This window comes from Neorhizobium sp. IRS_2294 (assembly GCF_050500145.1).
Lineage (GTDB): Bacteria > Pseudomonadota > Alphaproteobacteria > Rhizobiales > Rhizobiaceae > Neorhizobium > Neorhizobium soli.
Genome location: NZ_CP191440.1, coordinates 177,522 through 190,711, shown reverse-complemented (window position 1 = coordinate 190,711; position 13,190 = coordinate 177,522). Strand labels below are relative to the sequence as shown.

11 protein-coding genes are annotated in these 13,190 nt (G+C 61.4%); 7 read left to right on the top strand and 4 right to left on the bottom strand.

The features are described 5' to 3' along the window. Position 1: 1 nt before the first annotated feature. From ACQY1K_RS18165 to ACQY1K_RS18155, 3 genes are read right to left on the bottom strand one after another with little or no spacing between them, the layout of a single operon-like run. Positions 2-1,138: a glycosyltransferase gene (locus ACQY1K_RS18165; RefSeq protein WP_174197647.1), complete on the bottom strand. Its 1,137-nt coding sequence runs from the start codon at positions 1,136-1,138 to the stop codon at positions 2-4. A gap of 12 nt (positions 1,139-1,150) precedes the next feature. Beyond that, positions 1,151-2,017 (bottom strand): galactosyltransferase-related protein, encoded by an 867-nt coding sequence (locus tag ACQY1K_RS18160; protein WP_430260058.1) that lies wholly within the window; start codon positions 2,015-2,017, stop codon positions 1,151-1,153. Continuing rightward, positions 1,999-4,065, bottom strand: coding sequence for an HAD-IIB family hydrolase (locus tag ACQY1K_RS18155; RefSeq protein ID WP_430260057.1), 2,067 nt, complete (start codon positions 4,063-4,065; stop codon positions 1,999-2,001). The genes ACQY1K_RS18160 and ACQY1K_RS18155 overlap by 19 nt, the downstream gene beginning before the upstream one ends. Positions 4,066-4,096: 31 nt before the next feature. On the opposite strand from ACQY1K_RS18155, the gene ACQY1K_RS18150 reads away from it, so the two are divergent. The 4 genes from ACQY1K_RS18150 (at position 4,097) to ACQY1K_RS18135 (ending at position 8,040) form a co-directional block, all read left to right on the top strand. After that, complete coding sequence (locus ACQY1K_RS18150) at positions 4,097-5,167, top strand: glycosyltransferase family 4 protein (protein ID WP_430260056.1); 1,071 nt, start codon at positions 4,097-4,099, stop codon at positions 5,165-5,167. Then, positions 5,167-6,357, top strand: a complete 1,191-nt coding sequence (locus ACQY1K_RS18145) for a glycosyltransferase family 4 protein (RefSeq protein WP_430260587.1) — start codon at positions 5,167-5,169, stop codon at positions 6,355-6,357. The genes ACQY1K_RS18150 and ACQY1K_RS18145 overlap by 1 nt, the downstream gene beginning before the upstream one ends. Further along, complete coding sequence (locus ACQY1K_RS18140; protein ID WP_430260055.1) at positions 6,354-6,950, top strand: hypothetical protein; 597 nt, start codon at positions 6,354-6,356, stop codon at positions 6,948-6,950. Before ACQY1K_RS18145 ends, ACQY1K_RS18140 begins: the two co-directional genes overlap by 4 nt. 109 nt (positions 6,951-7,059) lie before the next feature. Continuing rightward, entirely contained in the window at positions 7,060-8,040 is a 981-nt protein-coding gene (locus ACQY1K_RS18135) for a L,D-transpeptidase family protein (protein ID WP_430260054.1), read from the top strand. A 4-nt stretch (positions 8,041-8,044) separates the two neighbouring features. On the opposite strand, the gene ACQY1K_RS18130 is transcribed toward ACQY1K_RS18135, so the two are convergent. Next, positions 8,045-8,707, bottom strand: a complete 663-nt coding sequence (locus tag ACQY1K_RS18130; protein WP_430260585.1) for a GntR family transcriptional regulator — start codon at positions 8,705-8,707, stop codon at positions 8,045-8,047. A gap of 309 nt (positions 8,708-9,016) precedes the next feature. Between ACQY1K_RS18130 and ACQY1K_RS18125 the strand changes: the two genes are divergently transcribed. Genes ACQY1K_RS18125 through ACQY1K_RS18115 form a run of 3 tightly spaced genes read left to right on the top strand, consistent with a single transcriptional unit; the run spans position 9,017 to position 13,190 of the window. After that, a complete protein-coding gene (locus ACQY1K_RS18125; protein WP_430260053.1) occupies positions 9,017-9,784 on the top strand; it encodes a LamB/YcsF family protein in 768 nt (255 codons plus the stop codon). A gap of 44 nt (positions 9,785-9,828) precedes the next feature. Beyond that, on the top strand, positions 9,829-11,427 hold the full coding sequence (locus ACQY1K_RS18120; protein WP_430260051.1) for a 5-oxoprolinase/urea amidolyase family protein: 1,599 nt from the start codon (positions 9,829-9,831) through the stop codon (positions 11,425-11,427). Continuing rightward, a complete protein-coding gene (locus tag ACQY1K_RS18115; protein ID WP_430260049.1) occupies positions 11,424-13,190 on the top strand; it encodes an acetyl/propionyl/methylcrotonyl-CoA carboxylase subunit alpha in 1,767 nt (588 codons plus the stop codon). Before ACQY1K_RS18120 ends, ACQY1K_RS18115 begins: the two co-directional genes overlap by 4 nt.

Sequence of the window (13,190 nt, the reverse complement as noted above, 5' to 3'; positions counted from 1 at the left end):
ATCAGACGACCTTGAGCAACGGGCTTGCAATACGCCGCGCATCACCCATCCAGAGCTGGTCGCAGAGCTCTTCCAGCCAGTTTGCGGCCCTGGCCGCAGCGGCCGGCTCGTGCAGAGTTGCAAGTGCTTCCGTGTCGAGCTCTTCGGCACGCTGCAGAAGCCCCCGCCATCCCTCGTAATCTCCCGGCCAGTATGGAGCGGAAACCGCTGCACCAAGTCGGACGAGCTCGGATGCCTTGCGATGCTGTTCGGAAAAATACCGCCATTCGGGCATCACCACGAATTTCCGGGCCGCACGCGCAATCTCATGAACCGTGTTGTCGCCAGCGGAGGCCACAACGATATCGGCCGCTGCGATATGGTCCGTGACGTTGTCGACCCAGCCGAGTTCCTTCAAATTGGGGAAATCCGTCTCATGGCCTTCCCGCAGAACAGGACCGGCGACGAGCCACAGCGCATCCGGGACGGCCCGTGCGGCAATCGTCAGCGGCGCATAGGGCGTGCCGCTGCCGCCGCCACCTGTCATGACCAGCACGATCTTCTGATCCGAGGGCAGCCCAAGTCTCTGGCGTGCCTCTGCACGGGACAGAACCTGATCGCGGGTGGTGCAAAGACCACCCGTATAGAACGTCTTGTCGCGAAGATGGCGCGGATAGTCCTGCTGCTCCATACGCTCGTCGAACGGCGCCAGAATGCCGACCATCGCTTCGTAGGATCCGATATGACCGACGTCGTTGCGGTCGCCGTGGAGGCGCATCTGAACTGTTGGGGTGGAGCAGATCCGACCCAACATTCCGATCTCCGACGACACGTCCACGACAAACAGACCAATATCGCGGTCGTCGAGATGCTCGACGATGGTGCGCATCGTTTTCCGCATCGACGGCAGGCCCAAGGGAACGCAGTGCATGACAGATGGTGTAGGCTCATCGAACAGCCGCGCGGTCGGGACCATTTCGCCGATCATGTTCGGCAACGCGACGACTTCGACGCTTGAGCTTACGGACTCGAAATAGTCCGGCCCGGCCGTCAGAACAGAGACCTGCCTGTCCTGGCTGAAATGCTCGGCAATGGCCATGATCCGGTTGGCATGTCCGCGGCCCTGATGATGGGCGAAAAACGCGATTGGCTTTTTCATACTCGATAATTCCTATGAATACAGAACGGTACCGGGCTGTCGCGCGGCCTCAATTTCAGTCGGGTCCGGAAAGCGCAGGACGTCCAGCGCATCGCCATCCTCCTCCCATTGGATCAGCCCCGCCTCTCGGAACTGGCCAAGCCAGTAGCCCATGCACCAGCGGCCATGCTTTTCCTGAAAGAGGCGGGCATTGCGAAGGATCGGGTCGAAGTTGTGCAGAGGCGGTATGAGGACCGGGTGATGCTGGTGGTAGACGCGCGCGCCACCCACCCGGTAGGTCTTTACTCCGGCCTGCTCTGCCGATGCGGCGAAGTCGGTTTCTTCTCCGCCATAACCGACGAAGCGCTCATCCATACCGCCGATCGCTTGCCACGTGCTTTTTCGCAGCGCGAAGGACAGGCCCCAAAGCTGGCCGCCATCCGGTTCCTGCTCGACACGGCCGAATTCAGGAAACCGGGGCTTGGAGACATGCGGTTTGCCGAGCTCGTCGAGCACACCGTAGTCTCCCCGGAAATCGTTCACTTCTGCAGGCAGATACAGAACTTCGCTCAGACAGATCCCGTCATGCTCGTTCAAGGCGGCAGAGTAGGATTCAACAACCGTTGGCGACGCGATGCAGTCAACGTCGAGAAACATGAGTGTATCCCCCGAAGCCGCGGTTGCCGCCGCGTTCCGCGCCTTGGCAAGAGGCAAGTCCTCTCCCTCGACGAACACGTGCTTGACCGGAAACCGCAGGCTCGGCAGATCCTCGAAAGGCTCCGGCTGCATCCAGGCGATCACGAGTTCCGTGGGAAGGCACGACTGCTCCCCAAGGCTGCGCATCAGGTTGGCGAGATGTCGCTCGCGGCCACGAACCAGGGTCAGGACACTGAGAGACATTCAGCCTCCGCCTGTCTGCGGAAGTGGAGAACGCCTTCGATGATGCCTGCCGCATGGGTTTCTGAGGCGATATAGGAATGGCTGAGTGCAGGAAGCGTGGCCAGTCCATCCGAGTAGTTGGCGACGATGATCGACTGCGGGATGGCCTGAAGCATCTCGATATCGTTGCCGGAATCGCCGGCGACGAACACCATGTTTTCAGACAGTCCAGCACCACGACGGACGTAGTCAACGGCCGTCCCTTTCGATGCCTTGAGCGGCAGGACGTCGAGGTACCGTCGATGGCTGTGGATCACCGACGCGCGCAAACCGGCCTTTTCCAGCAGTTCCTTGATGCGTGCCACGACGCCGCTCGAGCCGTCACTGAAATAGCTGAGCTTGAAATCGCGCTGTTCGAGCGACGCCTGCGGGGTGAGGAAGCCTGCCTTGCGCAGAACTCTCTCGATGCCGCTTCGGTCCCAGTTCTCGGCGATGCGCTCGGCCCAATTCCGGTCATACTCGTAGGAGACGCCGTTCTCGCTAAGGTGATATATCTCGGATCCGACCGAGGTGATCATGACTTCCGGCCTCGGCACATCCTCCTGTTCGAGAATGGCCATGGCGCTGTGGAAGGAACGACCGGTCGCGACCCCGAAAGACAATCCACTCTGCTGTCGCCGCCAATTGCCAAAGGCATGCAGATGCGGAACCGATCCCACCAGAGTGTTGTCGATGTCGCTGATCAGTAGCTGCGAGGGCTTTTCCGTCTTGGCTGCGGGCTTGTCGATCAGCTCCGAGAGCAGGCCGTGATACCGTTCGGTATGTCGCGCCCAGTCATAACAGGCGACAGCACGTTCGCCGGCCTTGGAGTAAGTCTGCCACGTTTCGGAGCAGCCCAGGATTTTCAGCGCTGCGGAAGCAAGACCGTCCTCGTCGCGCGGGTCTATCAAGACACCGTTGCCGCAGGTCTCGACGATATCATTGGGGCCGCCGCTGTCAGTCGCGATCAAAGGCAGACCAACGGCCGAGGCTTCCAGGAGCGTCAATCCGAACGGTTCGTTGAGTGCCGGATTGACGAAAATGCCACCGCGGTCGCGAGCATAGGCATAATAGGCTGGCACCAAATCCGGTCGATGCATCTTCGGATAGGCGATCTTGCCGTACAGATCGTAGGTATCGACGAGATGAAGGATTTCGCGCAGGTTGTCCGCGAGATCCGGTTCGAGCTCGTCGATTTCGCAGCGGTTGCCGGCGAGGATCACAAGGTTCGCAGCTTCCTGGAGCGCTGGCGATTTTCCGTAGGCCCGTACAAGCCCGATCAGGTTCTTTTTGGTGACCGGGCGCGCGATGGCAAGCAAGACAGGCTTTTCCGGTTCAGCGAGGAAACGGGCGAGCTGGACCTCGACAGTTTCCGATGACTGGGCGCCCTGAAAAGCATCAAGGTCGCTGCCGGGCGGAAGCACGCGGATTTTGCCGGCGTCGTAGTTGTCATACCCCTTGTACTGCAGCTCAGCCTCGTCGCGCGAGGACGCAATGATCAGGGACGCCTGTTCAAGCGCGCATTCTTCCGCCGCAAGACGATGCGTCATGGATGCGTCCGATGCGATTTCCGGCATGGCCGCAATTTTCACCCTGCCGAGCGAATGCCCCGTGAAAACGAAAGGAATGCCCAACTCCGTTTTGATCCGCGCAGCGACGACCGCAGCGTCGGCGTAATGCGCATGGACAATGTCAGGAAGCCCATGTTCGCGAAGGTGCGCGATCAGCGCGTCGCTGAAGGATGCAACCTCCGCATGCATATCCTCTTTGCTGACATAATCGGGGCGATTGGTACGCAACCGTACAATCGAAATCTGGGGGCTCACGACCTCGGAAGGCCGCTGATAGTCCTCGCCGTGGCCGTGAAAGGCGCGCGTTGCGATCATTATTTTGGAGGCGGTGTCAGAGGCTTCACAAGCGCTGACAAGATCCATCAAGTAGCGGATATGCCCGCCGGTATCGGCCGTTAGCCCATACTCGACATTATTTCCGCGCAGACACCCTTGAAGTGCGACATGAAGAACGAACATACACAACCTTTCTGAGCAACAAGGATACAAAATGCTAGAATGCGCACCGGAACTCCCGAAGCCGATAAGGGTTGCGCAGGTTGCACCAAGTATCTTCCCCGTTCCTCCCCGCGATCATGGCGGAACGGAGCGTGTGATCCACGACCTCTGCGTAGCGATGCAACGCCAGGGTTGTGAGGTTACCCTGTTTGCGGCATCCGATAGCACCACGCCGGTCACCCGTATCGGGTCCCTGCCGAGCTTGCAGTTTCTGGAGAGCGAACACGGCACCGTGCCGCCTTCGATACCGGCAGTGCTCGAAAGCGTGACGTTGGATGAGGTTCTCCAGCGGCTCGCCGAGTTCGACATCCTGCATTTCCACGGCGAGTTCTTTCACGCGACCCTGCTGGGCGATCAGCGCTCGAAATCGCTGACAACGATCCATTGGCGCGTCGACGAGCTTGACCGGAAGCTGTTCTTCAATGCCTTCCCCGACCTGCCGGTCGCGGCCATTTCAGCGTCCCAGCAACGTGGGATCCCAGAAGCCAACCGCGCCGGCGTCGTCCTTCACGGCGTCGACGGAGACCGCTTCGAGCCCTCCTTTGAGCCCGGTTCCTATCTCGCCTTCATCGGGCGCATGACCGACCAGAAGCGGCCGGACAAGGCAATCGACGTTGCGGTCGAGTGCGGTCACCCCATCAAGCTCGCCGGTACGGTTGACGTCGGCAATCCTCTCTATTTCGACACCTATGTCCGGCCGAAGCTTGGCGATGGTGTCGAGTATGTCGGCCCGGTCGGTGATGCGGCCAAGAGCGAGCTGCTCCGCGGTGCGACAGCGCTGCTGTTTCCAATCGACTGGCCGGAACCGTTCGGTCTGGTCATGATCGAGGCCATGGCCTGCGGCACGCCCGTGATTGCGTGGAACAAGGGTTCGGTCTCCGAAGTGGTGGAAGACGGTGTCACCGGCTTTATCGTCGAGAACGAAGCGCAGGCAGTCGAAGCGGTCAACAAGGTGGGAAGCCTCGATCGCCGCCGCATCCGCGCCCGGTTCGAGGAGCGCTTTACCGCAGACCGCATGGCGCGGGACTATATCGAGATATACAATAGGATGCTGAAGTCGTGATGCGGACAGCGCTTCTCGCCTGGGACTACCCGCCGTCTCCAAGCGGACTTTCGACGGCGGCCAGGGAGATCGCTATGGCGCTCTCTGGCGAGGGCTGCGACGTGACTGTCTTTACGCTCGATCGCTCGGGAGCTCAGGACATAGACGGCGTTCGCGTCGTCGGTTGTGATATCCCGGATCAATCCCGTATCGGCCGCCTGCGCAAATGGGCTGCGATCGGTCACGCCGCCGCACCGCTGCGGTTCCGGCAGGCCGTTTTGCGTGATCATGCGGCAAAGCCCTTCGACGTGGTGGAAGCAACCAACTGGTACGCGCCAGCGAGTTTGCTGACGGGTCGGCACGGATTTGCGCTTGTGACGCGCAATTCGACGCCCGCTGCCTGGAGCAGGATGGCTGAGCTGCCGGTTCGCGACAAGCTGGACGCGGCTGCTGCGGACTTGCTGGAAAAGAAGCAGGCGGGGTCGAGCGCCGGGCTGATCTCCAACACGGACGAACACGGTCGACGGATCGTCGACCTCTATAAGATCGATAGCCAAATACCGCATCGGACGATCGGTCTCTCGCTGCCGCCTGAATTGCTGAAGACGGCACAGTCATCGCCCTACCCGGCTGGAGAGGAACCTGTCAGAATCCTGTTCGTCGGACGTGCGGAACAGCGCAAGGGTTTTGCAGAGCTGATGGGCGCGGTAGAGCTTCTGGCCGCCGAAGTCGCTTCCGGAACACTTCCTCCGTTTCACGTCAATCTGCTCGGCGTGCCGTCCGTCGATCTGCCGTCGCAGATGAGCGCTCATGCGCGCGAACGGGTAACCGCCCTAGGCCGCCAACCCGACGAAATGCTGCACGACCTCTATCGTCAGGCTCATATCGTTGCGGCACCGTCGCGATACGAAAGCTTCGGACTGGTTTACCAGGAGGCGATTGCGTTCGGGCGGCCCGTGGTCGCATCGGCTGAAGATCCGAGCGCGCGGGAATTCATCGGAGCGACCGGAGCCGGGCTGCTCGCGGAACGAACACTTCCCCAGGACATTGCAGCCTCCTTGCGATCCCTTATCCAGTCGCCACAGTTGCGTGAAAAACTGCATCATCGCGCCGTGCTGGCAGCCGGCCGTTTCGATAGACCCTATCTCGGTCGCGAGACCATGGCGCTCTACCGGCAGGCAATAGCCAAGTCTGGAAAGGCAAGATCTTGAAGGACGAGACAAACATCCGAGACGAAAGCCATATCGCGATCATCGGCAACTGCCCTGACTTCGTCGATGCCGGGCAGATGACGGATCGCTGTGACTGGGTCACGCGCTTTAACAATACCGCTGGGTTCATGGACGTCTCGGGGACGGAGATCTCCGAACTGGTTCTCGTCAGCCGCGGCGGACAGGCGACCGAATGGCTGGCCGACCCGGAGTTCACCAATCGCCCCGCGATGCGAAAAGCCGCACTGATTACCTTGGTTTTTCCGCCGAGTTCGGATCCCGGCGACGAATGCGGCGCCTTGGAGCTGACGTCGTTGCTGGAGGGCATCGGAAAACGCGTGCGCTATATCGAGCAATCCGTTCACGATCAGGCCCGACAGGAGCTGGAGGCACGTGGCGCGGCGCCGGACGCAGCCTTGAGCTCGGGCTTTGTCTATGCGTTCGAAACCCTCCTCAATCGCCCGGAAGATGCACCGCCTGTGATCCTGGCGGGCTTTTCGTTCGAAGGCTGGGACGGTCATGCCTGGGCCGCCGAAAAGCGCTGGTTCGAAGACATGCAGAAGTCGGGACGGCTCGATATTCGCGGGCTGTAAACCCGTCGTCAGGATAACGGCTGGCGCGTTCTGTGGCTGTCCAAGCCGCTTGCCCGACCAGAATTTCTAAATGGACGGAACTTCGGTCGGACTCACGCCTTCTAACGCCATGAAAAACAAAATCCTGCTCGTCTCGCTTCTATCCTCAATCACATTCGGAGCCGCGCAAGCGCAGGAATTGACCGCTGAGGCGGTCAACAACGCGAATATTGCGGCTGTTCCGCCAGAGCCCGTCCAGCAGCAGGAGAAGCCTGCCCCGGATCCCGCGATCATTCACCTTCAGGTTCTCCTCGATCGCGCCGGCGCTTCCCCGGGCGTGATCGACGGCCTGGACGGAAACAATGTTCGCAAGGCTGTCGCGGGTTTCGAAGCGCTCCAGAGCCTTCCCGTCGACGGAAAAGTCGACCCCGAAGTGGTCACGCGTCTGGCAGACGATCAGCATGTCATCGGTCCATACCAGATCGATCCCGATGATGCTGCAGACATCGTCGCCGAGATTCCGAAGGACTATGCCGAACAGGCCAAGATGGAGCATCTTGGCTTTACCAGCGTCGCTGAAAAGCTCGCCGAGCGGTTCCATATGGACGTGGACCTCGTGCATGCGCTGAACCCATCGGCGAAATTTGAGGCCGGGGAAACCATCTTGGTTGCCAACATCGGTGCGCCCCGGGCCGGCGTCGTCAAACGGATAGAAGCTCGCCGCAAGGAAGGACAGCTGGTCGCTTACGACGATCAGGATGCTATCATCGCGGTTTATCCGGCCACGATCGGGAGCGAGGATAATCCGTCGCCCTCCGGCAAGCATAAAGTCAACGGCGTCGCCCGTAACCCGACCTATGAATACAATCCGAAAATCAACTTCCAGCAGGGACAAAACAAGTCCAAGCTCACACTCCCGAGCGGTGCCAACAATCCTGTCGGAACGGTCTGGATCGATCTGTCGGAGCCGACCTATGGCATTCACGGAACGCCGGAGCCGTCGCTGATCGATAAGGCGGGCTCGCACGGTTGTGTGCGTCTCACGAACTGGGACGCCGAGGAACTGGCCAGCATGGTGAAGCCCGGCGTGATGGTCGAATTCGAAGACTAAAGCGTTACTTCGTCACGCGCGCATAGGCGCCCAGAATGAGCCGTTCGGCGCGCAGAAGGTAGGCCTCGAGCATGATGGATGCTTCCTGCGCGCGACCCGCTTCCAGTTCGGTGAGGATCTCGAGGTTCTGGTCGATGAACGGACCATGCAGCAGCTCCGGATCGCGCAGTAGGCCGAAGACGAGCCGCAGTTCCAGCGATATCTGTGCGTAGAAGGCCGAGAGGCGTGAACTGTCCGCGAGTTCGACGACGGCGGAATGGAATGCGATATCGGCAGTACCGACGCTCAACCAGTCCTTCGTCTCCCGCGAGAGTGCCGCCGCCTGGACGGCCGCCCGCATTTTCGCAACGCCCGGATGGCGCGGATGCGCATTGGCAATTGCCGAGCATTCGATGACCCGCCGGACGCGGTAGATATCGATGATCGTTGCCATGCTGGGCGTCGAAACGAAAACGCCCCGGTTGGCTTCGTATCGCAGCAGCCCTTCCTTGGTCAGAATGCGGAATACTTCGCGCAACGTGTTGCGTGATACCTGCATCTCGTCGCTGAGAGTCAATTCTGAAAGATGGCTGCCGGGAGTAAGCCTGCCGGAGATAACCTGTTCGCGGATACGACTGGCAACGCTTTCGGCAAGCGTCTGCACCGGCTCGCCCGGACGCGCAATCACTGGACCGTTGCCGTCTGGAACAGAAAGCACGCCTTTATCAGCGCCTTGCAGTTTGCGTTCAGCCAAGCCTTTGCCCCTCGCTCCGGATCTCGTCTCAATTTTCGGTAAAGTGCTTCGAACCCCGTCACAAGCGAAATGAGCCGAACTCGAACCCGCATGGTCCACTAAACCGTGCAAAACGCGGGTGACGCATCATTATTGCGCATTTGCCTAACTGTAGAGCAACATATAAAAATTGTTCAACACTCTGGACAGCATTGTTCGCCTTTGTTAGCGTCTAGTCAACGAGGATGAGGGCGCGCGGACAGTATGCTGACCATCGACATCAACAGTGACTTGGGCGAGAGCTTCGGCGCCTGGAAGATGGGTGACGATTCCGCCATGCTCGACGTGGTGAGCAGCGCCAACGTCGCCTGTGGTTTCCACGCCGGCGATCCGGCAGGGATTCTCAAGACAGTGAAGGCCGCCGCAGAACGTGGCGTGGCGATTGGTGCGCATGTCGGCTATCGCGATCTGGCAGGCTTTGGCCGTCGCAACATGGATCCTTCGAGCGAAGAACTGATTGGCGACGTGATCTATCAGATCGGCGCCTTGCAGGGCCTGGCCAAGGCTGCCGGCACCCGCGTTACCTATGTGAAGCCGCATGGCGCGCTCTACAATACGATCGCCATCGACGCGCGGCAGGCAGCCGATGTGATCGCCGCAATCCGGGCCATCGATCCTTCGCTGGTGCTGATGGCGCTGGCCGGTTCACAGCTGGTTGAGCAGGCCCGTACTGCCGGCCTGACCGTTGTTGCCGAGGCCTTTGCCGATCGCGCCTACACGCCGGAAGGCAACCTTGTCTCCCGCCGCGAAAAAGGCTCGGTCCTGCATGATCCCGAACTCGTGGCCCAGCGAATGCTGCGCATGGTCCGCGACGGTGTGATCGAGGCCATCGACGGAACGATGACGAAGATCGATGCGCAGTCCATCTGCGTGCATGGCGACAGTCCAGGCGCAGTCGCGATCGCGCAGCGGCTGCGCGCGCTTCTGGAAGAATCCGGCCATGCCGTCCAACCGTTCGCGCCGGCTGTATAACCCGCATGCATATCGCTTCCCCGTCCATGCCTCGTGATACATCCATGCGATTTCTGCCCGTGCGCGACGACAGTGTTCTTGTCGAATTGGCCGATCTCGGTGAGGCGCTGGCGCTGTTCGATGCGCTGGATACCAACCCAGTCGACGGTATCCGCGAGATCATTCCGGCAGCCCGCACGCTGCTGATTGCCTTCGATCCGGGCGTGATCTCCAACGAAGCCCTGACGGATGCGGTCGCTGCACTCGCCGGGGGCGAGCGCAAGGCGGCTTCCGGCCCGCTCGTCGAAATCCCGGTTCGCTACGATGGCGAGGATCTTGGCGAAGTTGCTGGCATCCTCGGCCTGAGCGTCGCGGACGTCATTCGCCTGCACGGCGAAAGTGAGTATGTCGCAGCCTTTACCGGTTTCGCGCCCGGTTTCGCCTATCTCTCCGGCGGCGATCAGCGGCTTAACGTACCCCGACGCAAATCGCCCCGGACACGGGTTCCAGCCGGCGCCGTCGGCCTTGCCGGAGAATTCAGCGGCATCTATCCCAAGACCAGCCCAGGCGGCTGGCAGCTGATCGGCACGACGCCGCTTGCCATGTTCGATATCGATCGCGCACCCGCCTCGCTTCTCCAGCCGGGAAGTCGCGTGCGTTTTCGCGATATGGCGGCCGACAAAGCCTACGAAGTTTCGGCCCCTGCGAAAACTGCGACTGCTCCGGTTGCGGCAAGCTATTCAAACTGCGCAATCGAGGTTCTGGCCGTCGGCCTGCCGGTCCTGTTTCAGGATCTCGGCCGCGCAGGCCAAGCAAACCAGGGCATCAGCGTATCTGGCGCAGTCGATCGCAGCAGTTTCAAGGCCGCCAACCGCCTCGTCGGCAATCCGGTCGGCACGCCGGCGCTGGAGATCTCCCTTGGCGGCTTCCGTTTTCGCATGCGCGGCCGCGGCGTGATGGCTGTGACGGGTGCACTGGCGCCGATCACCATCGCCACCACCGCGGGCAAAAAGCTGACGGCAGCGCATGGTGAGGCGATCGCGCTCGATGACGGCGACATCGTTTCGCTCGGACAGCCGACGGCCGGCATGCGCTCCTATCTGGCCCTGCGCGGCGGCTTTGACGTGACGCCGGTTCTCGGGAGCGCGGCGACGGATACCCTGGCGCAGATCGGCCCTGCGGCACTTGGCGCGGGCGCCGTTATCGGAATTCACCCGCCGGTGCTGGGATCGACCGTTGCTGCGCCAGAACTACCGGCGTTCGACATGCCGGACACTGTGGAGACCGTCGTTCTCGACGTAGTGATGGGGCCGCGCACCGACTGGTTCACACAAAGCGCCGTCGAGACATTCCTGTCCCAGGAATGGTCGGTAACGCCGCAATCGAGCCGGGTCGGCATCCGTCTTTCCGGTGAAGCGCTGGAGCGCCAGAACCACGCAGAGTTGCCGAGCGAGGCAACCGTGCGCGGGGCGCTTCAGGTGCCGGCGAGCGGTCAGCCGGTCCTGTTCCTTGCCGATCATCCGCTGACCGGCGGTTATCCGGTCATTGCCAATGTCGCCCGCCATCAACTCGATCTCGCAGGCCAGATCCCTGTCGGAGCGAAGATCCGTTTCAACGCGATCAGCGCCTTCGCTCCCCGGTCCATCTTAGGAAAATACCCATGAAGAAGGTTCTGATAGCTAACCGCGGCGAGATCGCGTTGCGGATCATTCGGGCCTGCAAGGATTACGGCCTGACCTCGGTTGCCGTCTATGCGGACGCCGATGCCGATGCGATGTTCGTGGCTCAGGCAGACGAAGCCTATTCCCTGAACGGTGCCACGGCCCGGGAAACCTACCTCGACATCGAGAAGCTGATCGTGGTCGCAAAGCGCTCCGGCGCCGACGCCGTGCATCCGGGATATGGCTTTCTCTCCGAGCGCGCTGAATTCGCAAAGGCTGTCATCGATGCCGGGCTGATCTGGATCGGCCCTGCCCCTCACGTGATCGAAGCGCTCGGCGACAAGCTCCAGGCCCGCGCGATCGCGCAGAAGGTCGGCGCGCCGCTGGTTGCCGGTAGCGACGGCGCAATCACCTCGCCTGCCGAGGCCTTAGCTTTCGCACGCCAATTCGGCATGCCGATCGCCATCAAGGCGGCGCATGGCGGTGGCGGACGCGGAATGAAGATCGCGCGCGATCTCGATGAGGTCGAAGAACTGTTCTCATCGGCTACGCGCGAAGCGGTCGCGGCCTTCGGTCGTGGTGAGTGCTACGTCGAGCAGTTCCTGGACCGCCCAAGGCATATCGAAGCTCAGGTTCTGGCCGACAGCCACGGCAATGTGGTTGTCGTCGGCACTCGCGATTGCTCGCTGCAGCGCCGCAACCAGAAGCTTGTCGAGGAAGCCCCCGCACCGTTCCTCTCGGACGAGCAGCGCGAAAAGATCCACGCCGCCTCGCGTGATATCTGCGCGGAGGCCGGCTATACCGGTGCCGGCACAGTCGAATTCCTGCTCAGCGCCGATGGCGTCATCTCCTTCCTCGAGGTGAATACCCGCCTGCAGGTGGAACATCCGGTCACCGAAGAGACTACCGGTCTCGACCTCGTCATCGAACAGTTCCGCATTGCCGAGGGACTGCCGATCAGCGTTACCAGCATGCCGGAACCGCACGGCCACGCGATCGAATTCCGCATCAACATGGAAGACCCCGGCCGCGGCTTCCTGCCGTCCGCCGGCGAAATCTCGAATTTCACGGCGCCATCGGGGCCGGGCGTACGTCTCGATAGCGGCGTCACGACAGGTTCGGTCATTCCGCCGATGTTCGACTCGCTGGCTGCAAAGCTCGTCGTCTGGGGTGCGACGCGCGATCAGGCCATTGCCCGTGCCCGCCGCGCGCTCAGCGAATTCACGATCGAGGGCGTGCCATCGGTCCTGCCGTTCCACCGTGCGGTGGTTGACCACGCGGATTTCTCGAGCGCGGACTTCCGCGTCCACACGCGCTGGATCGAGACCGATTTCGCCGAGACGCTCGAAGACGCGGCGCGCCCTGCCCCGGCGTCCGCCAGCGGGCTTTTGCGCGGCCATGTCGAGATCGACGGCAAACGGGTCGAGATCGGCATCCCCGATACGTTTCTTCGCCTGCTGGGCCAGATGCCTGCGACGGCATCGAGCGCTGGACCGGACGCTGCCGAGAATGATGCCGGCGCTGTTCGCGCCTCGGTTCCAGGCCTGCTCGTGCAATGGAATGTCGAGGATGGCGCAGCCGTCCGTGAAGGCGAGGTTCTTGCCATAATGGACGTGATGAAGATGGAAACCGCCGTCACCGCACCCGTTAACGGTATCATCAGCCTACTGGCAAAGGCCGGATCCTCCCAGACTGCCGGCGCAGTCATTGCCCGCATTGCCCCGGACAATGCCGGAACCAATAGCCCGACGGAGACGCGGACATGA

Bases quoted from the DNA above. Each gene is read 5' to 3' on its own strand.
- ACQY1K_RS18150 (WP_430260056.1), top strand. From the start codon at position 4,097: ATGCTAGAATGCGCACCGGAACTCCCGAAGCCGATAAGGGTTGCGCAG.
- ACQY1K_RS18125 (WP_430260053.1), top strand. From the start codon at position 9,017: ATGCTGACCATCGACATCAACAGTGACTTGGGCGAGAGCTTCGGCGCC.
- ACQY1K_RS18145 (WP_430260587.1), top strand. From the start codon at position 5,167: ATGCGGACAGCGCTTCTCGCCTGGGACTACCCGCCGTCTCCAAGCGGA.
- ACQY1K_RS18160 (WP_430260058.1), bottom strand. From the start codon at position 2,017: ATGTCTCTCAGTGTCCTGACCCTGGTTCGTGGCCGCGAGCGACATCTC.
- ACQY1K_RS18115 (WP_430260049.1), top strand. From the start codon at position 11,424: ATGAAGAAGGTTCTGATAGCTAACCGCGGCGAGATCGCGTTGCGGATC.
- ACQY1K_RS18120 (WP_430260051.1), top strand. From the start codon at position 9,829: ATGCGATTTCTGCCCGTGCGCGACGACAGTGTTCTTGTCGAATTGGCC.
- ACQY1K_RS18165 (WP_174197647.1), bottom strand. From the start codon at position 1,138: ATGAAAAAGCCAATCGCGTTTTTCGCCCATCATCAGGGCCGCGGACAT.
- ACQY1K_RS18155 (WP_430260057.1), bottom strand. From the start codon at position 4,065: ATGTTCGTTCTTCATGTCGCACTTCAAGGGTGTCTGCGCGGAAATAAT.
- ACQY1K_RS18135 (WP_430260054.1), top strand. From the start codon at position 7,060: ATGAAAAACAAAATCCTGCTCGTCTCGCTTCTATCCTCAATCACATTC.